General features: G+C 71.8%; 11 protein-coding genes. 3 read left to right on the forward strand and 8 right to left on the reverse strand.

The window, feature by feature from the left end; all coding sequences use genetic code 11:
- The first annotated feature begins 163 nt into the window (after nucleotides 1–163).
- Nucleotides 164–838 carry a response regulator transcription factor gene (locus AC5DRG_RS03355; protein WP_491807924.1) on the forward strand — a complete coding sequence of 225 codons (675 nt, stop codon included), beginning with the start codon at nucleotides 164–166 and terminating at the stop codon, nucleotides 836–838.
- Nucleotides 839–847: 9 nt separating this feature from the next.
- On the forward strand, nucleotides 848–2,518 hold the full coding sequence (locus AC5DRG_RS03360; protein WP_491807926.1) for a hybrid sensor histidine kinase/response regulator: 1,671 nt from the start codon (nucleotides 848–850) through the stop codon (nucleotides 2,516–2,518).
- Nucleotides 2,519–2,522: 4 nt separating this feature from the next.
- On the opposite strand, the gene AC5DRG_RS03365 is transcribed toward AC5DRG_RS03360, so the two are convergent.
- The 6 genes from AC5DRG_RS03365 to AC5DRG_RS03390 are packed head-to-tail and all read right to left on the reverse strand — an operon-like array spanning nucleotide 2,523 to nucleotide 10,422.
- A complete protein-coding gene (locus tag AC5DRG_RS03365; RefSeq protein ID WP_491807928.1) occupies nucleotides 2,523–3,197 on the reverse strand; it encodes a TetR/AcrR family transcriptional regulator in 675 nt (224 codons plus the stop codon).
- Nucleotides 3,194–5,200 carry a CocE/NonD family hydrolase gene (locus tag AC5DRG_RS03370; RefSeq protein ID WP_491807929.1) on the reverse strand — a complete coding sequence of 669 codons (2,007 nt, stop codon included), beginning with the start codon at nucleotides 5,198–5,200 and terminating at the stop codon, nucleotides 3,194–3,196. Before AC5DRG_RS03370 ends, AC5DRG_RS03365 begins: the two co-directional genes overlap by 4 nt.
- Nucleotides 5,197–6,942: a dipeptide ABC transporter ATP-binding protein gene (locus AC5DRG_RS03375; RefSeq protein WP_491812958.1), complete on the reverse strand. Its 1,746-nt coding sequence runs from the start codon at nucleotides 6,940–6,942 to the stop codon at nucleotides 5,197–5,199. The genes AC5DRG_RS03370 and AC5DRG_RS03375 overlap by 4 nt, the downstream gene beginning before the upstream one ends.
- Before the next feature lie 29 nt (nucleotides 6,943–6,971).
- Nucleotides 6,972–7,859 (reverse strand): ABC transporter permease, encoded by an 888-nt coding sequence (locus AC5DRG_RS03380; protein WP_491807931.1) that lies wholly within the window; start codon nucleotides 7,857–7,859, stop codon nucleotides 6,972–6,974.
- Nucleotides 7,856–8,812 (reverse strand): ABC transporter permease, encoded by a 957-nt coding sequence (locus tag AC5DRG_RS03385; RefSeq protein WP_491807932.1) that lies wholly within the window; start codon nucleotides 8,810–8,812, stop codon nucleotides 7,856–7,858. The genes AC5DRG_RS03380 and AC5DRG_RS03385 overlap by 4 nt, the downstream gene beginning before the upstream one ends.
- A 2-nt stretch (nucleotides 8,813–8,814) precedes the next feature.
- Nucleotides 8,815–10,422, reverse strand: coding sequence for an ABC transporter substrate-binding protein (locus AC5DRG_RS03390; RefSeq protein WP_491807933.1), 1,608 nt, complete (start codon nucleotides 10,420–10,422; stop codon nucleotides 8,815–8,817).
- A gap of 213 nt (nucleotides 10,423–10,635) precedes the next feature.
- Between AC5DRG_RS03390 and AC5DRG_RS03395 the strand changes: the two genes are divergently transcribed.
- A complete protein-coding gene (locus tag AC5DRG_RS03395) occupies nucleotides 10,636–11,514 on the forward strand; it encodes an aminoglycoside phosphotransferase family protein (RefSeq protein WP_491807935.1) in 879 nt (292 codons plus the stop codon).
- Between the two features lie 154 nt (nucleotides 11,515–11,668).
- Here AC5DRG_RS03395 and AC5DRG_RS03400 read toward each other — a convergent pair whose 3' ends face one another.
- Both AC5DRG_RS03400 and AC5DRG_RS03405 read right to left on the reverse strand, forming a co-directional pair.
- Complete coding sequence (locus tag AC5DRG_RS03400; protein ID WP_491807936.1) at nucleotides 11,669–12,151, reverse strand: VOC family protein; 483 nt, start codon at nucleotides 12,149–12,151, stop codon at nucleotides 11,669–11,671.
- Nucleotides 12,152–12,312: 161 nt separating this feature from the next.
- Entirely contained in the window at nucleotides 12,313–16,434 is a 4,122-nt protein-coding gene (locus AC5DRG_RS03405; RefSeq protein WP_491807938.1) for a CHAT domain-containing protein, read from the reverse strand.
- Nucleotides 16,435–16,446: the final 12 nt, after the last annotated feature.

The raw sequence follows: 16,446 nt of genomic DNA on the forward strand, positions 1-16,446 counted from the left end.
TCGTCATCCCCGCACCGCACGCGCCCGCGCCGGAACTCCCCCTGAGCGGCTCCCCCTTGAACCGTGGGTGCTTACTGTTCTACCTTCGCCACATGGTCGGGGCATCAACGCCCGCTCATCAGCGACACAACGTGCGGGCGGCAGTTGGGCCAGGTGATGCGGCATGCGTCCACACCTCGCTCTGATCGAGGACGAACCCGACTTCGCACTGATGTGCCGTTCCTATCTGGAGCACGAGGGCTTCACCGTCACCTGGGCGATGGACGCCCGTGCCGGAAAGACCGTGCTGTACGAGGGCCGTGTCGATCTGGCCGTCCTCGATCTGGGGCTGCCGGACGGCAGCGGCCTTGAGTTGCTGCGGGCGCTGCGTTCCACAAGTCGTCTTCCGGTCATCGTCGTCACGGGGCGCGGCGCGGAGGCGGACCGGGTCGCGGGCCTGGAGATCGGCGCGGACGACTACCTGGTCAAGCCGTTCTCGCAGCGGGAGTTGGTGGCGCGGATCCGCGCGGTGCTGCGCCGCGCGCAGCCGCCCGAGCTGCCTGACGTCCTCCAGGTGGGCTCGCTGCGCATCGACACGGCCGCCCGCCAGGCCTCCGCGGTAGGCGTTCTGCTGGTGCTGCGCCCCAAGGAGTACGCGCTGCTTGAGATGCTGGCCGGGGCGCCCGGCCGGGTGTTCTCGGCGGAGCAGTTGCTGGAGCGGATCTGGGGTGCGTCCTGGCAGCAGCCCGCGACCGTGATCGAGCACGTCTACCGGCTGCGCGGCAAGCTCGCCGGCCTGCCCGCACCGGCTCCGCGCATCACCACGGTCCGCGGGTACGGCTACCGTCTCGACCCCTGAGAGCCCGTCATGCCCAGCACCGCCCCGGACTTCCGCAGCCTCTTCGACGCGACACTGTCCCCGCTGCTGATCCTGAGTCCCGACTTCACGATCGTCGAGGTCAACCGCGCGTATCTCGCGGCCACCCGCACGGAACGGAACATCGTCGGGCAGCGGATCTTCGAGGTGTTCCCCGACAACCCGGACGACCCGTCGGCCGACGGCGTCGCCAATCTGCGCCGCTCGCTGGAGACGGTGGTGGCGACGGGCCGTACGGACACGATGGCGCTTCAGCGGTACGACATCCCCACGGGCGAGGAGGGCAGCTTCGCCGAGCGCTACTGGAGCCCCGTCAACACCCCGGTCCTCGACGCCGGCGGGCAGGTCACCTATGTCATCCACCGCGTCGAGGACGTCACGGACTTCGTCCATCTGCGAAGGGTGGGGCGCGAGCAGGAGCGGGCCGCGGCCGAGGCACAGATGCGTGCGGAGGGCATGGAGATCGACCTGTTCGTGCGGGCGCGGGAGATCCGCGAGGTGAACGAGCAGCTGAGCCGGGCGAACGCGGAACTGGACGCAGCGGGGCGGCAGTTACGCGAGGAACAGCGGGCCAAGGACCGGTTCATCGCGACGCTCTCGCACGAGCTGCGCAATCCCCTCGCGGCCGCGACGGCGGCCACCGAACTGCTGGCCCTTGACCTGCCGGGCGGGCATCCCGCGCTGGCCGTCCTTGAGCGGCAGCTGGGCACGCTGGTGCGGATGAGCAACGACCTGCTGGACGGGACGCGGGCCGTGACCGGACGGCTGGAGCTGGTGCGCGGGCGCGTCGACATGCGGTCCGTCGTCGAGGGGGCCTGTGCCGACATCCGCGGGCTGTTCGGGCACGAGGAGCGCATCCTCGACATCCGGCTGCCGGCCGACCCGGTGCCCGTCGACGCCGACCGGCTGCGGCTCGCGCAGGTGTTGACGAACCTGCTGTCCAACGCGCTCAAGTACACGCCGCCGGGCGGGCGTACGGAGGTCCGGCTGGCGGTCGAGGAAGGGCAGGCGCGGCTGACCGTGCGGGACGACGGCATCGGTTTCGAACCGGCCCAGGCCGAGGAACTCTTCGGCGTGTTCATGCGGGCGGCCCCGGCCGGCCCGAACACTCCCGAGGGGCTCGGACTGGGTCTCGCCGTGGCGCGGACGGTCGTAGAACTGCACGGCGGGCGGATCACCGCGCTCAGCGACGGACCGGGGAAGGGTGCCACGTTCACGGTGCTGCTGCCCGTGGCCGACTCCGCGGCTCCGGAACCGCCGCGTCCCAGGGCCGCCCGGCCGGTACGGCGTCAGCTGGCCATCCTGATCGTGGAGGACAACACGGATCTGGCCGCGACCTACCGCACCCTGCTGGACCGGCAGGGCCACCATGTCACCGCCGTCCACACGGGCGCGGACGCGCTCACGGCGACGCGGGACGGGCTGTTCGACGTCGTCCTGTGCGATCTGGGCCTGCCGGACATCGACGGCTACACGGTCGCCAGGACCGTGCGCTCCCGACCGCACGGCGACCGGCCGCGACTGATCGCGGTCTCCGGGTTCAGCCAGGGCACCGACCGCTCGCTCTCCCGGGCGGCCGGTTTCGACGCCCATCTCGCCAAGCCGCTGCCGCTCACCGATCTGCTGGAGCTGCTGGCGCAGTTGGGCGCCGACCCGGTCTGACCGGTCACGCCGGTGAGCGGCGTCGCAGCTCGGTCTCGATGAGCCGGTTGAGGTGGCGGCGGGCGTCCTCGGTGCTCAACGGGGGTGCCTGGCGCAGCCGTTGCAGTGCGAGGCCGTCGGCGAGGGCGGCGAAGCGGACCGTGAAGCCGTCGAGGTCGTCACCAATGAACTCGCCGTCTGCGACGCCCCATTCGGCGAGGGCGCGGATCTGCCGGTGCCAGGCCTCGTAGCGCTCGGCCTGGCCGCGCACGAAGGCCTCGTCTGTCCCCTGGTCGCCCGCGTTCCAGTAGTCGAACCACATCCGCCAGTGCCGGTCGGTGTCCTCGGTGAACAGGGCGTCGACCAGCAGCCGGAGCGCCTCGGCCCCGCTGGAGGCATGCCCGGCGGTCTCACTGAGCTCGGCGTAGTAGCGCTCGATGTGCAGCACCATCGCCTCGGAGAGGATCTCCTGCACGCTGCCGAAGTGGTAGGTGACGGTGCCCACGGACACTCCGGCCGCGGCGGCCACGTCCCGCACCCCGACCGAGGCGTAGCCGCGCTCGGCGATCAGCGGGACGGCCGCCTCGACGATGAGCCGGCGGCGCACCTCGGTGGGCTGGCGGGTGCGGTCGGCGGCGGCGACGGCACGGCGCGGGCTCTTCGCGGGCTTGGCGGCCTGGGAGGGCTTGGCGGCCGTCATCCGGAGGTCCTCGGGGTGGTGCGGTGCCATGCGCGCTTGGCCACTGTCTCTCCGTTCGCCCGTGCCTCGATGCGGCTGTCCATGATGAAGTCCGCGGCCGTGGCGCGCAGCTCCGTGCGCGCCATGATCTCAGCGTCCCACTCGTCCCCGCGCCGCAGCCGGACGCGCCACTCGGACACCGCCTGCGTGGACAGCGGGTCGTCGCCGCGGATGCGATAGGTCTCCCGCGCACTCTCCTCGTAGCGCAGCCCGTCCGGATACGTCCGCGATCCCCCGTAGTTGGGATCGACCTCCAGGGTCCACTCCCCCTTCGCCACGTCGTGCGCGACGAGCCGCTCGGGCGCCGGGTCGGCGGGTCGGTCGTAGGTCACGGCGAGCGGCGGGGCCTGCTCGGGCTCCTCGAAGCGGATCGGCGGCCCGTCGACCAGCTCCCGCACGGGCAGGAGTACGGCACTGTCGGCCGGGACGACACGCAGCTCGCCCCGTTCGCCGTGCGGCCACACCCACGGCCAGTAGGCGTCGGAGACGGCGACGCGCATGCGGTGGCCGGGCGGGAAGGCGTACCCGTTGCTGTTGAGCTCGAACTCGACGTCCTCGTAGGTTCCCGGCGTCCACTCGACGGCCCGGTCCCTGCCGTGCCGGCTCAGCAGGTTGAGCACCCCGCGGGTGACCAGCGTGGACGAGCCGTCCGGGGCGACATCGCAGAGGCGGGCGATCACATGGGCGCGCGGGGTGGCGCTGTCGAGGCGGAGCCGGACGCGGGGGCGGCCGAGGATCTCGACGCGTTCGGCGAGGGGCTCCGTGTCGAAGCACACCGAGCGGCCGTCCTCCTCGCGCTGGTCGGGCGGCAGGTCGCTCGCGTTGCCGAAGGGGAAGAAGCGGCCGGCGTCGAGGCCGGTGTGCTGCGGGGAGCGGACGGGCACGGGCGTTTCACTCGCGCCGAGCGCCCGCTCGTCCCAAGTCACTTTCCCGGATGGCCAGTTCGCGTCACCCACCCAGCGCCCCGGCAGTTCGTCGTACGACGTTGCGGGCGGAACCCCGTCAGTGATCCAGGCCCGCAGCAGGGGCTCCCCCATGACGCCGGTGTCGATGCCCTTCAGGTGCTGGTCCCACCAGCGCAGGGTCTCCTGGAGGAAGCCGATCGCGGGTCCCGGGGGCAGGCCGCGGTCGGGGTACTGGTGCGACCAGGGGCCGACGATCCCCCGTACGCGATCCGCGGGCAGGTGCTCGACGAGCCGCAGCACGGTGTCCCGGTACGGGTCGTTCCAGCCGCCGACCGCGAGGACGGCCGCGTCGATGGCCGCGTAGTCCTCGCAGACGCTGCCGTGCTTCCAGTAGGCGTCCCGCTGCTGGTGCTCCAGCCAGGTGTGCAGGAAGGGTTCGAGCGCGTCGAGGCGTTCGCGCCACATCGGCAGCCAGCGGTCGGCGCCGACGTTCGCCGGGTCCGGCGGGCGGGAGGCGAAGGCCAGCATGGTGCCGGCCCAGGCGAGCATGTCGATGCCGAGGACGGCGCCGCCCATGTAGTGGACGTCGTTGTCGTAGCGGTCGTCGGTCGAGCAGACGGTGACGATCGCCTTGAGCGGTTCGGGGGCGAGAGCGGCGATCTGGAGGGAGTTGAAGCCGCCCCAGGAGATGCCGAACATGCCGACGTTGCCGGTACACCAGGGCTGTGCGGCAAGCCAGTTGACGACGTCGACGCCGTCCGCGAGCTCCTGCGCGTCGTACTCGTCGCCGGGAGTGCCCTCGCTGTCGCCGTGCCCGCGGATGTCGACGCGGACGGAGGCGTAGCCGTGTCCGGCGTACCAGGGGTGGCGCTGGGCGTCGCGCGGGGCGGTCCAGTCGCTCTTTCTGTACGGGAGGTATTCGAGCAGCGCGGGCACCGGGTCGGACTCGGCGTCGGCCGGCCGCCAGACGCGGGCGTGCAACCGGGTCGCGCCGTCCCGGGTGGGGATCCAGACGTCCTCGTGGATCACCTGGCGCTCGAACTGGTCGCGGTACTTCACGAAACTCCTTCCGTGACGGGGGTGTTGGCAGAGGTGCTCACGGGTGCGCTGTCCCAGCGGCGGACACGGTGGCCCTCCCCCAGGTCGGTCCAGACATCGCCCGGCTCGGCCGCGTCGGTCCAGTCCGGGGCGTCCTCCACCAACGGGCTCGCGTCCGGGTCGGGTTCGAGGGCGGCCGCCATCAGCTGGCGGGTGTAAGGGTGCCCGGGGGCGGCGAAGACGGCCTCCGTCGGGCCCTCCTCCACCACGACGCCATGGCGCAGGACGGCGACGCGGTCGGCGATGCCGCGTACGACGGCCAGGTCGTGGCTGATGAACAGACAGGCCAGGTCGCGTTCGCGGCGCAGGTCGTCGAGGAGGCGCAGGACGTCGGCCTGTACGGAGACGTCCAGAGCGGTGGTGATCTCGTCGGCGATCAGCACGTCCGGCTCGCCGGCCAGCGCGCGTGCGATGCCGATGCGCTGTCGCTGGCCGCCGGAGAGCTGGGCGGGCAGACGGTCGGCGAGGGCCGGGTCGAGGCGTACGCCGGAGATGAGGCGCCGGGCGCGCTCGGCCGCCTCGGTGCGGCCGTCGGCGGTGCCGAAGAAGCGCAGCGGGTGCCGGACCGCGTCCCCCACCGAACGGCGCGGGTTGAGCGAGGTGTCCGCGTTCTGGAAGACCAGCTGCACGCGGCGCCGCAGCGACAGCGGCCGCTTGTGCGCGGGTACGCCCAGGTCGCCCGCCTCGTGGGTCAGCGTCCCGCCGGACGGGGTGCGCAGGCCCGCCAGCGTCCAGGCGAGGGTGGACTTGCCGCTGCCCGACTCGCCGACGAGGGCGAGGACTTCACCGCGCCGCACGTCGAAGGAGACGCCGTGCACGGCACGGGCCTTGCCGTAGTCGATGGTGACGTCCTTCGCGGAGACGGCCACCGGGGCGTCGTCGGGCACCACGGTCTTCGGCCTGACCTCCCGCGTCCCCGTCTCGTCGACGACCGCGAGACCGGTGTCGTCGAGGCGCGGCACGCTCGCCAACAGCCTTTTGGTGTACGGGTCCTGGGGCTGACCGAACAGCTGCCGCGTGGGCGCCGCCTCCACCACCCGGCCCGACCGCAGCACGGTCACTTCGTCGGCCATGTGCGCGACGACGCCGAGGTCGTGGCTCACCAGCACGGCGGCCAGGCCGAGTTCGTCCCGCAGGGCGGCGATGAGGTCGAGGACGCTGCGCTGGGTGACGACGTCGAGGCCGGTGGTCGGTTCGTCGAGGACCAGCACTTTGGGGCGGGCCGCGATGGCCATGGCGATGGCGACGCGCTGCTGCTGGCCGCCGGACAGCTCGTGGGGGTAGCGCCGGGCCAGCTCGGCGGGGCGCGGTAGTCGGACCTGTTCGAGGAGGTCGACGACCGGGACATCGCCGCCCGCCTCGGCGATCTGCCGTCCGACGCGCATGGAGGGGGTCAGCGCCTGACCGGCGTTCTGGCCGACCATCGCGACCGTCCCGCCGCGCAGCCGCCTCAACTCCCGTGCGGGAAGGGCGAATACGTCAGAGTCGTCAACCTGGACCGTGCCCCCGGTGATGTGCGATCCGTGCCGCAGATGGCCCAACAGGGCCGCCGCGACAGTCGACTTCCCACTGCCCGACTCACCGACGAGGGCCAGCGTCCGCCCCTTGGCGACCTCCAGCGACACCTCGTGCACGACCGGCACGTCACGGCCACCCGAACGGTACGCCACGGACAGGGAGTTGACGGAGACGATCGGGTTCATGGCGTTCGGGGTCGTAGCGTTCGGGGTCATCAGGAGCCCTCCCTGATCCGGTCGACGCCCCATGCCTTGGACAGGCCGTCGGCCGCGAGGTTGAGCCCGACCACGAGTGTGGCCAGGGCGATGATGGGCGCGAGGCTCGCCATCGGGACGACGGTGATGGCGGTGCGGTTCTCGGCGACCATCAGCCCCCAGTCGGGGGTCGGCGGATTGGCGCCGAAGCCGAGGAAGGACAGCGAGGAGATCAGCAGCACGACCCAGGAGGCACGCATCGCGAACTCCACGCACACCACGTCCGTGATGTTCGGCAGGACCTCCCGGCGCAGGATCGACCAGGTGCCCTCGCCGCGTGCCCGGGCCGCGGTCACATAGTCGGCCGGGACGACCGCGAGGGCGGCGCCCCGCACGACCCGGACGACCTGAGGGACGTAGATGACGGCGATCGCGAGGACGATGACGGACGGGCCCGTGCCGAGTGCCGTCACGATGACGAGCAGGGCCAGGATCGACGGCACTGCCAGGACCGCGTCCAGCACCCGCCCGAGCACGTCGTCGAACCAGCCTCCGCGCAGCGCGGCCGCGCACCCGATCACCGTGCCCAGGGCGACGGTCAGCAGGGTGGCGGCGACGGAGACGCCGAGCGCGTACCGGCCGCCGTACAGGACACGGGCGAGGACGTCGCGGCCGTACTGGTCGGTGCCGGCCCAGTGGGACGAGGTCGGGCCGAGCAGGGCGTGCGAGGCGTCGTTGGCTATGGGGTCGTAGGAGGTGAGGAGCGGGGCGAGCAGGGCGATCGCGACGTGGACGGCGACGATCGCGAGGCCGATGACGGCGGTGCGCGAGGAGCGCAGGGTGCGCCAGGCGCGGGCCGGTCGCGCCTCGGCAGCGACGGCCGCCGGTGCGGTGTCGAGCGTGGTCATCGGGTCCTCCCTCGGGTACGGAGCCTGGGGTTGAGGGCCATCGCGCCGAGGTCGGCGGCGAGATTGCAGGCGACGTAGACGACCGCGCTGATCAGGGCGATGGACTGGATGACGGGCAGGTCCCGGTTCTGGACCGAGGAGAGCATCAGCTTGCCTATGCCGGGGTAGTTGAAGACGTTCTCGACGACGGCGACTCCGCCCGCGAGCCAGGCGATGTTGAGCGCGATGACGTGGAGGGTGGGCAGGAGGGCGCTCGGCAGGGCGTGCCGGGTGACGACCCGCCAGGTCGACAGGCCCTTGAGGCGGGCCGTCGTGACGTACTCGCTCGCCATCACGTCGATCACCGAGGTGCGGGCCATGCGGACGATGTACGCGGCCATGACCACGGCGAGCGCGAGGGCGGGGAGCCAGACGGCGGGCAGGAGTTGGCCGACGGTGGCGTCGGGGCCGTAGAGGACGACCGCGGGGAACCACGGCAGCGCCACCGAGAAGCACAGGACCAGTACGGTCGCCACCACGAACTCTGGGACGCTCATGCCGACGAGGCTGACGGTCGAGATCACGTGGTCGGGCCAGCGGTCGCGGTACAGGCCGGCGAGGATGCCGAGGACGATCGATCCGGTGACCGCGAAGAGGACGGTGATCAGGGCGATCAGCGCGGAGTTGCCGAGGTACATGGCGACTTCGCCGCCGACCGGCTTGGCGGAGACCAGCGAGGTGCCGAAGTCGCCGTGCAGGGCGCCCTTGATCCAGTCGAAATAGCGCTCCCAGGCGGGTTGATCGAGCCCGAGTTGCCCCCGCAGGGCGGCGACCGCGTCCGGTGTGGCGTCCTTGCCGAGGATCTGGGTGGCGACGTCGCCGGGGAGGGCCTGGACGGCGAGGAAGACCAGCACGGAGGAGAGGAGGAGGGTGCCGAGGGCGGCCGCGATGCGGCGGGCGAGGAAGGAGAGCATGTTCAGGCCCCCTTCAGACCGATGTTGAGGTAGTCGAACTCGAAGCCGTGCTCGGCGTATCCGCGCACCTTGCGCGAGATCCCGACGAGCCGGTCGGCGAACATCGGGGTCATCGCCCCGCCCCTCTCGATCACCAACGTCTGTGCCTGGCCATAGAGTTCGCGGCGCTCGGCGTCGTCCGTCTCGGCGCGCGCCCGGTCCAGGACGGCGTCGAAGTCCTTGTCGGACCAGGCGGTCTCGTTGTAGCTGGAGCCGCTGCGGAAGATCTGGGTGAAGAGCTGGTCGACGGGTCGGCCGGTGAACCAGTAGGTGGCCATCAGCGGCTTCTTCATCCAGATCTGCGTGTAGTACGAGTCCGCGGACGCCGTCTTGACGCGGACGCGGATGCCGGCCCGCTTGGCCGAGTCCTGGTAGGCGAGCGCCATGGGCGTGAACAGCGGGTCGTAGGAGGAGGTGTAGAGGTCGACGGCCAGGCCTTCCTGGCCCGCCTTCTTCAGCAGGTACTTCGCCTGCTCCGGGTCGTGCTTCGGATGCGTGGCGATGTGGTTCGGATCGCTGGGCGGCACCGGGTTGTCCCAGCCGGTGGTGCCCGCGCCCTGGAGGGCGACCTGGACGACGTGCTCCGGGTCGTAGGCGAGCTTCATCGCCTGCCGTACCCGTACGTCCGTGAAGGGCTTCTCGGTGGTGAGCATCGGCAGGACGTACCACTGGGCGTTCTTCACACGGGCGATCGTGGCCCGGTCGGAGGCGGCGACCACGCGCGCGGTCGCGAAGTCCAGGTTGGTCTGGGAGAGCAGGTCGACCTGGCCGGCGAGCAGGGCGTTGGAGCGGGCCGACATGTCGGCGACGGAGAAGAAGGCGACGGCGTCGAGGACCGGCCGGCCCGCCCAGTGGTCCCTGTACGCGGTGACGCGGCCGGGGCCCGCCGGTGCGAACGACGCCAGCCTGAAGGGGCCGGTGCCGATGCCGGTGCGGCCGATCGACTTCGCGCTGCCGTCGGGGACGACATAGCAGTTGTAGTGCGTGAGGAGGCTCGGGAACTCGGCGTTGGGGGTCTTGAGCGGGACGACGAGGGTGTGCGCGTCGGGCGTGCGCAGCTTGTCGGGGTCGATCAGCGGGGCGAGGACCGCAGCCTGGGGTGACGCGGTCGCCTTGTCGAGGATGTGGCGGAGCGTGTAGGCCGCGTCGGCGGAGGTGAAAGCGCGGCCGTCGTGGAAGGTGACGCCCTTGCGGAGCCGGAAGGTCCAGGTGCTCGCCTTGCTGTCCGGCTCCCACGACTCGGCGAGGTCGGGGGCGAGATCGCCGCTCGCGTCGACGCGGACGAGGCGGTTGTAGAGGGCTCCCAGGTACTCGTACGCGGACAGGGAGCTCGCCGGGTCCAGGGTCTCGGCGTCGGAGGCGGGCGGCCGGGCGATGCGCAGGGTGCCGCCGCGGTCGGGGGCGCCCTTCGCCGCGGCGGTCGGCAGGACGGGCGCGGCCGCGGCCCCCGTGCAGCCGGACAGCAGCCAGGACGCGCCGAGCGATGCCGCCGAGGCCAGGCCCGCGGCGAGCACCGACCGCCGTCCCGGCTTACGCCCCAGGCGACGTCCGGGGTGGTGGATGTCGGACATGTACCGACCGTCCTTCTCGCTATTCGTTCAGCAGAACGATTGAGTGAAGTGCGTGAACGATAACGAGGGGATGGTTTCGCGCCAACCCTTCGGAAGCGGAAATTAACCTCGGAAACCCAGTGGTTACGCGGCGTCGGCATCGCGGTGGGCGGCAAAGTCGTTGGACAGCGGGCCCGGCGGACGCTTGGGTTGGCGCTCATGTGTGCTCTGAAGATGCGTCCCGACGAGGTGGACATCGACGCCACGCTCGTCCGCCGGCTGATCGCTGAGCAGTTCCCCCAGTGGGCGGAACTGCCCGCCGAACGGCTGGAGTCGTCCGGGACCGAGAACGCCATGTTCCGGCTCGGCACGGACCTGGTCGTACGGCTCCCCCGGCATCCCGGTGCGGTCGGGGACGTCGAACACGAGCAGCGCTGGTTGCCCCGGCTCGGCCCACGGCTGCCCTTCGCCACGCCCGAGCCGGTCGGCCGGGGCGGCCCGGGTGCGGGGTTCGCCTGGCCCTGGTCCGTGTACCGCTGGCTGGGCGGCCGGAATCCGGTCGTCGGCGCCCTGGAGGAGCCCGAGCTCCTCGCCGGGGACCTCGGCGCTCTCGTCGGCGCCCTGCGCCGGATCGACCCCGCCGACGGGCCGACGGGCTATCGGGGTGTCCCGCTGGCGACCCGTGACGAGCCGATGCGTGAGGCGCTCGCCCAGCTGGAGGGGAGGGCGGACACCGCGGCGGTGACGGCTGTGTGGGAGGAGGCGCTGCGCGCCCCGGAGCACGCCGGGCCGCCCGTGTGGGCCCACGGCGACCTCATGCCCGGCAATCTGCTGGTCACCGGCGGGCGGCTCACCGCCGTGATCGACTTCGGCACCGCGGGGGTGGGCGATCCGGCCGCGGATCTGATCGTCGCGTGGAACCTGCTCCCCGCGGCCGTCCGCGGCACCTTCCGCGAGGCCATGGGCGCCGACGAGGCCGAGTGGGCGCGCGGCCGGGGCTGGGCGCTGTCGGTCGCGGTCATCGCGCTGCCGTACTACTGGCACACCAATCCGCCGGTCGCGGAGAACTCACGGCATGTGATCGCGGAGATCCTGGCGGAGTCGGGTGCGTGAGGGCCGGCGCCCGTCCCTGGGCGGAAGCGTGACGGTTGGTCGCGGTCCCCGCGCGGGAGCGTGAGGGCCGACCGGCGTCCCGGCGTCCCGGCGAGGGAGCGTGACGGCCGGCCGTATCCCCGGGCGGGACGCCGGCCGGTCGCCGTGCCCGGGGTCACCCGCCCGCGTAGGCCTTATCCAGTTCGGCGATGTCGAACTTGCTCATCGCCATGAACGCCTTGACCACGCGGGCGCCCTTCGCCGGGTCCGGGTCGGTGACCATGGCGTGGAGCCGGTCCGGGACGACCTGCCAGGACAGTCCGTACTGGTCCTTGAGCCAGCCGCAGGGGCCGGGTTCGCCGCCGTTCTCGGTGAGCTTGGCCCAGTAGTAGTCGATCTCCTCCTGGTTCTCGCAGTAGATCATGAAGGAGACCGCCTCGGTGAACTTGAACTGGGGACCGCCGTTGAGCGCGAGGAACTTGTGGCCGTTGGCCGTGAACTCGACGGTCAGCACGGTGCCGGCAGGCTGGGGCGCTCCCTCGGGGTAGCGCGCGACCTTCCCGATGCTGGAGTTCTTGAAGACCGAGACGTAGTAGTGGGCGGCTTCCTCGGCCTGGCCGTCGAACCAGAGACACGTGGTGAAACCGTCGGTTGCCATGAGTACCTCCTGTGCGTGCGGATCGCTGTCACCTGTGTCGACCGATCCTCGCCCCGGAACTCATCGGTCGCGTGGCCGATTGATCCAGGTGGCTGCTACACCGTCCGGAACCAGTGGCGCATCAGGCACGTAGCAGCCTCTGAGTTCGGGTCCGGTTCGGGCTATGGCCCGCTGTGGATCAGTGACGCCCACAGGTGTGGTCGGCCGGTGTGCTCGGTGCGCAGATGCTGGATGACGCGGTGGAGCACGACCGCAGCGTCATCGGCGGACGGCGTGTCCGGCATCAGGCGGTAGAAGTGTTCGGCCGCGCCGGCCGCGACGCGGTCGTCCAGTGGCCAGAGACTCGCGACGACGTGCCGGAACCCGGCCAGTTGGAACGCGGAGGCGAGGTGGATGGACTCGTCGGCGTGCCGCCAGCCGACATGTCCGGTGGAGCACGCGGACAGGTATGCCAGTTCGGCCTCGTGGAGGTTGCGGCGGCCGATCTCCGCGATGGGCAGCACGCCGTCGTGGAGGTGAAGCCCGCCCTCGGACGGCGCGTCGGGGTTGGTGCCGGCGTGGCAGGCGAAGTGTGCCCAACTCGCCTCGGGGAGCGCGCCGGTCACACGGGCGGCGGTGGCCTGCTCGTTGGTGAGCAGTGGCATGTCGGGATGGGCGGCGTGCAGGATCGCCGCCTCGGCGGCGGTGGCCGGCAGGTCCGAAAGTCCCGGGGTCCGGTCGAGGGCGACTGTGAGCCGGCGCAGGACCGTCGCGGCCGGGCGTCCGTGTGCGCGGGCCAGGGTGCGCAGGGTGGGCGTGTACGACGAGATCGCCCGGTCGAGCGCCCCTGACTGGCCGGGGTGCCCGGCCGCGTGCAGCGGCAGCAGTCCGAGCAGCCCGGTCGGCATCCACCACACGCGGGGAATTACTCCCTCGTCCGGACGGAGCCGGGAGTCAACGGCGTCGAGGACCGGCTCGACCGCCCTGTCCCACAGCAGGCCGAGCAGCTCCGTCAGCACCCGTTGCCGGCGCAGCTCGCCGGTGAAGGAGCCGGCGTCGTGCGTCGCTTCCATCAGCTCGGCGGCCCACGCCTCGACGTCGGCCAGCCGCAGTTCGGGCAGCGGCACCAGCAGCGGGGGCCCGTCGGCGGTGACGACGATGCCGTCGCACCGCTGCAGGCCGGCGTTGAGCAGCACGACCGCCCCGCCGGTGGTCGTAGGCCGCAGCTCGGTCCACATCGGCGGGAGCAGGAACCGGTCCAGGCCCGGCAGCCGGCGGATCTCCCCCAGTACGGCGTCGTGCTCGGCCCACAGCCGTTTGCGCCGGTCGACGTGGTCGACGTCCTGGCCGCCGGGCGACGCCATGGCCGGAGGATCCGGTGCGTTGAGGGCGTCGCGGACGCGGCTCAGACGGCGGGCCAGTGCGGGGTGCTCGGCTTCGAGGTCGGCGAGGGGTGTCCGCAGGGCCAGCCGGGCCGCCAGCAGGACCGCCCGGCCCAGCTCACCGGCCTGGACCGCGCCGCCCGGATCGTCGAGGGCGCAGTGCACGGCGATCGTCTCGCCGACCAGTCCGCGGTTCGCGCCGAGGCGGTGTTCGTGGTCCGCCGACGAGGTCTCCCGCGCCGCGACCAACGGCAGCAGCTCCACCGCCGTGTCGAACAGCAGCCGGGCGGTGTGCAGTTCGTCCAGTACGTAGGCGAGCCGGCCTACCGCCCAGCAGGCGCGGAGCCGGTCGAACGGGGGTGACGTCGTGGCCGCGAGCGCATCCTCCGCGAGCCGGGCGATCCGCGACCGGTCGATGGTGCCGTCGGTGTCCCACCGCGTTCTGTAACAGGTCCCCAGGAGGTTGATGCGCGCGGCCCGGTTGGGATGGTCACCGGGGGTGGCCGCCACCGCCAGTTCCGCGGCGTCGATGGCGCGGTCGAGGTCGGACGTGGCGCCGGTCCGCCGGAACCGCACCCGGTAGGCAGTGCCGAGGTTGGACAGATATCGCGCGCGGTCCGAATGGTCGGCGGGGACGGCGGCGGCCGTTTCCCGCGCCAGGTCGACCGCGCGGTCCAGGTCGGCCGGATCGCCCGAGTGGTCGTACCGCGTCAGATGGGCCCGCGTGAGGTTGAACAGGCGCAGTAGCCGGTCGGGATGGTCGACGGGGGTGGCTGCGAGCGCCAGGAGCATGAGGTCGACGGCGCGGTCGAAGTCGGACCCGGCGCCGTTCCGCCGGGACCGCGCCTGGTAGGCGACCGCGAGGTTGGACAGGCACGTTGCCCGGATCGGGTGGTCGGGGGGCACGGCGGCCACGGCCGTTTCGTGATGCGCGATGGCCCTGTCCAGATCGTGAAGGCTGCCGCTGTGCTGGAACCGCTGGTGGAGGGCGTTGCCGAGGTTGTTCAGGCGCATCGCGCGGTCCGGGTGGTCGTCCGGCGTGGCGGCCACCGCGCGTCTCCCGGCGTCGATGGCCGCATCCAGGTCGGACGTCTCCCCGGTGCGGGTGAGCCGGGACCAGTGGGCGACGCTGAGGTTGGACAGGTGCATTGCCCGGTTCGGGTGGTCGTCGGGTGTGGCGGCCACGGCCTGTTGGCGATGAGTGACGGCCCGGTCCAGATCGGCCACGTCCCCCAGCTGTTTGAACCGCCCCAGCAGGGACCCCGCCAGGTTGGACAGGGCCATCGCCCGGAAGGGGTGATCAGCGGGTGTGCCGGCGACCGCGCGTTCCATGCTCTCGACGGCCCGGTGCACGTCGACGGGGTCCCCCTTCCGGTCGAACCGCGCGTCGTACGCGGTGCCCAGGTTGGACAGACGGTGGGCGAGATCCGGGTGGTCGTTGGGCGTGGCGGCCACAGCCTGTTCGTGATGCGTGACGGCCCGGTCCAGATCGGCCACGTCCCCCAGCCGGTCGAACCGCGCCCGGTAAAGGATGCCGAGGTTGGACAGGAACATCGCGAACTGGCGGTGCCCCTGGGGCGCCGCGGCTACGGCACGACCGAGGTGGCCGATGGCCAAGTCCAGGTCGGCGAGGCTCCCCGTCCGCTCGAACCGCGCGTGGTACGCCATGCCGAGGTTGGACACGTAGGTGGCGCTGCCGGGAGCGTTGTTCGGGGCGACGGCCACCGCGTGTTCGTGGTGGCCGATGGCCCGGTCCAGGTCTGTCAGACTCCCGGTCCGCTCGAAGCGGTCGTGGTAGGCGACGGCGAGGTTGGACAGGACGGTCACTCGGTGCGGATTACCGGTGTAGGCGGCGGCCTGTTCCCCGAAGCCGATGGCGCGGTCCAGGTCCGCCGGACGGCCCGCCCGTCCGAACCGTGCCCAGTAGGCAGTGCCCAGGTTGGTCAGGATTGTCGGCCGGTGTGGGAAGTTGGCGGGGGCGACGGCCATGGCCTGCTCGCCGGTGTCGATGGCGCGGTGCAGGTCCGTGGTGTGCCCGGTCCGCTCGAACTGCAGCAGGTAGCCCGTGGCGAGGTTGGTGAGGGTGGTCGGCCGGTGTGGGGAGTCGGTGGGAGTGACGGCCATCGCCTGCTCACCGGTGTCGATGGCGCGGTCCAGGTCCGCGGTGTGCCCGGACTCCTGGAACCGCAGCAGGTAGCCAGTGGCGAGGTCGGTGAGGATTGTCGGCCAGTTAGGGGAGCCGGCTGAGGTGACGGCCATCGCCTGCTCGCTGGTGCCGATGGCGCGGTCCAGGTCGGCGGTGTGCCCGGTCCCTTGGAATCGCAGCAGGTAGCCGGTGGCGAGGTCGGTCAGGATTGTCGGCCGGTGTGGGGAGTCGGCGAGGGCGACGGCCATCGCTCGCTCACTGGTGCTGATGGCACGGTCCAGGACCGCGGTGTGCCCGGTCCCCTGGAACCGCAGCAGGTAGCCCGTGGCGAGAGTCGACAGGTGGAACGCGAGGTTCAGGTCGGTGCCGCTCGCGGCAACGGCCCGTTCCCCGAACTCGATGACCCCGTCCAGGTCGTTCGGCTGTCCGACCCGCTGGAACCGCATGAGAAGGGTGACGCTGAGGTTGCCCAGGATCAGCGCGGTGTTCCGGTCGCCGTCGTGGAGGGCGGCTACGGCCTGTCGCCCGATGCCGATCGACTGGTCGCCGTCGTCCTCCTGTCCCGTCAACGCGTACCGCGCCCGATGGGATTCGGCGAGGTTGTACAGGCGGGTGGCGCGGTGCGGATGGTGGTGCGGTGTGATGGCGACGATGCCCTGGAACAACGAGACGCAGCTGCCCAGAAGCGCCGCGTCACCGGACTGGGTAGCTCGGTTCAGCAGGTCGACCGCCTGCTGGTTCAGGAGCTCCGGATCAGGTCGGTGGTCGGTGGACATCGACCATGAGAC

The organism is Streptomyces sp. JLBG701 (assembly GCF_058544905.1).